Origin of the sequence: Collinsella aerofaciens (assembly GCF_001404695.1) — a bacterium.
GTDB lineage: Bacteria > Actinomycetota > Coriobacteriia > Coriobacteriales > Coriobacteriaceae > Collinsella > Collinsella aerofaciens_E.
Map to the genome: position 1 here is coordinate 1 of NZ_CZAQ01000065.1, position 2,403 is coordinate 2,403.

Below are 2,403 nucleotides of genomic sequence, written 5' to 3' on the forward strand. Positions count from 1 at the left end.
CCCCGCGCGGGCGCCCCCGGTTACCCAACCTCTTCGATAGGAGCTTTTCCCACATGGCAGACATCGCATTCGAGAAGGACCTCTCCGTCGCCGAGACCGGCATCGGGGGCCTCAAGGTCGTCGACCTGGCCGTCCACGGCGACTCGCGCGGCTGGTTCAAGGAGAACTGGCAGCGCGCCAAGATGACCGCCCTGGGCATCCCCGACCTCAGGGTCGTCCAGAACAACATCTCCTACAACGACAAGAAGGGCGTCACGCGCGGCATCCACGCCGAGCCCTGGGACAAGTTCATCTCCGTGGCCCGCGGCAGCGTCTTCGGCGCCTGGGTGGACCTTCGTGAGGGCAGCGCCACCTACGGCAAGGTGTTCACCTGCACCCTGGACCCGTCCAAGGCCATCTACGTCCCGCGCGGCGTGGGCAACTCCTTCCAGGCGCTGGAGGACGGCACCGCCTACACCTACCTGGTGGACGCCCACTGGTCGCTGGAGCTCAAGAGGACCTACACCTTCGTGAACCTCGCCGACCCGGAGCTCAACATCCAGTGGCCGATTCCTCTCGACCAAGCCACCGTATCCGAGGCCGACCTCAACCACCCGATGCTCGGGGACGTCGTCCCCATGGCGCCGAAGCGCACCCTCGTCACCGGCTGCAACGGCCAGCTGGGCCATGCGGTGCGTGCGCTCACCGAGGAGCGCGGCGTGGCGAAGGACTTCGACTTCTGCGACATCGACACCTTCGACATGTCCGACCCGGAGGCCTATTCGCAGTACGACTGGTCGCTCTACGGCACCGTGATCAACTGCGGCGCCTACACGGCGGTCGACAGGGCGGAGACCCCCGAGGGCCGCGCCACCGCCTGGAAGGCCAACGCGACCGGGCCGGCGCTGCTCGCCCGCACCTGCGCCGAGCACGGGATCACGCTGGTCCACGTGTCCTCCGACTACGTCTTCGACGGCACGGCCGAGGTCCACGACGAGGACGAGCCGTTCAGCCCGCTGTCCGTCTACGGCCAGACCAAGGCCGCAGGCGACATCGCCGTGGCAGGGTGCCCCCGCCACTACATCATGCGCTCCAGCTGGGTCATCGGCGAGGGGCACAACTTCGTCAAGACCATGAAGGGCCTCTCCGACCGCGTCGCCGACCCCGAGGACAAGCTGGACAAGGTCACCGTCGTGGACGACCAGCTGGGCCGCCTGACCTTCACGCGCGACATGGCCGCCGCCATCTTCCACGTGCTGGAGAGCAACGCCCCCTACGGCACCTACGGCTGCACCGGCTCCGGCACCGTCAAGTCCTGGGCCGATATCGCCCGCGCCGTCTTCGAGGCCGCCAACGGCAACGGTGACAAAGTGGCCCCGGTCAGCACTGCCGACTACTACGCCAGCGCCGCCGGCCCCATCGCCCCGCGCCCGGTCCACTCCGCGCTCGACCTCTCCAAGCTGGAGTCCGCCGGCTTCCACATGCCCGACTGGGAGGAAGAGCTGGGGGAGTACCTCAAGACGCTCTAGTCGCTATTTATATTGCGAGGGTAAAGGCCGCCGTTCTCTAACGGCGGCCTTTCTTGCGCCTAGCGTAAAGTCCTGCCGCGACAAGAGCGGCGGCGGTCACCAAGCTAATTGCAAGCCCCGCAGATGCTGTCGAGGGCAGCCTCACGTGGTGGTCGTAGAGGAAGTCGAGGCAGGCCAGTGCATCGGCCTCGGCCTCCCTGCTTGACCGTTCTAGGTATCCAAGTCGCCCTCTTCTTCGTGATCGTTGTTGCCCAACTCAGGAGTCTAGGAATGATATTCTCGGTTGCAGCTGGTATGATTGGGAGGCGAGTCGCAGGTTGCCGCTAACACAGGCTGCGGCCATGGCGATTCGGATAGAAAACAGGTCGGGCCATTTGGTGAGGGGAGTCGATTGCTACGGTGGATGAGACGAGGACTGACGGGGATTCCGCATCCGCCCGCACGGATCTCTCCGAGGCGCTACGCGAGTCGAAGGCGATGCGGCTTAGCATGGCGAAGGCCCTGAGCGAGTCCGTCGCATATACCGAGATGATGCATAAGACGTCAGAGGCGGTTTGCGCCAGCATGGCGCCGGCCCTCGCAACTTTTGCCGACAGCATCAAATCCATTACGGCGGACGTCCGCCTCGACTCCATTCGTGCGGTCCTCGATTCCATCAACTCCAGCGGCTGGCTCTCTTCCTATCGAGCCTCCGAGGTCGAGAAGGTTGTTTCCGCCCAGCAAGAACTTCTTGCGGCATGTATGGTCTCGATCCAGACGCCCGCCATTCGGGACATGGTGGACCGCTTTGCGTCTAAAGAGATCGCGTCGAAAATGTTGGTGTAAGGGTGACGCCCTAGCGTCCATTTAACGAAGAACGGCCTTCGTCCTAGAATCTGAAATCACCACAACAACA

Annotated in this window: 2 protein-coding genes; both read left to right on the forward strand. The window is 64.3% G+C overall.

What is annotated here, in order from left to right; genetic code table 11:
* The first annotated feature begins 53 nt into the window (after positions 1 to 53).
* On the forward strand, positions 54 to 1,508 hold the full coding sequence (locus AQ996_RS09470) for a sugar nucleotide-binding protein (protein WP_055252691.1): 1,455 nt from the start codon (positions 54 to 56) through the stop codon (positions 1,506 to 1,508).
* A gap of 489 nt (positions 1,509 to 1,997) precedes the next feature.
* Positions 1,998 to 2,333, forward strand: coding sequence for a hypothetical protein (locus AQ996_RS09475; protein WP_148315943.1), 336 nt, complete (start codon positions 1,998 to 2,000; stop codon positions 2,331 to 2,333).
* Positions 2,334 to 2,403: the final 70 nt, after the last annotated feature.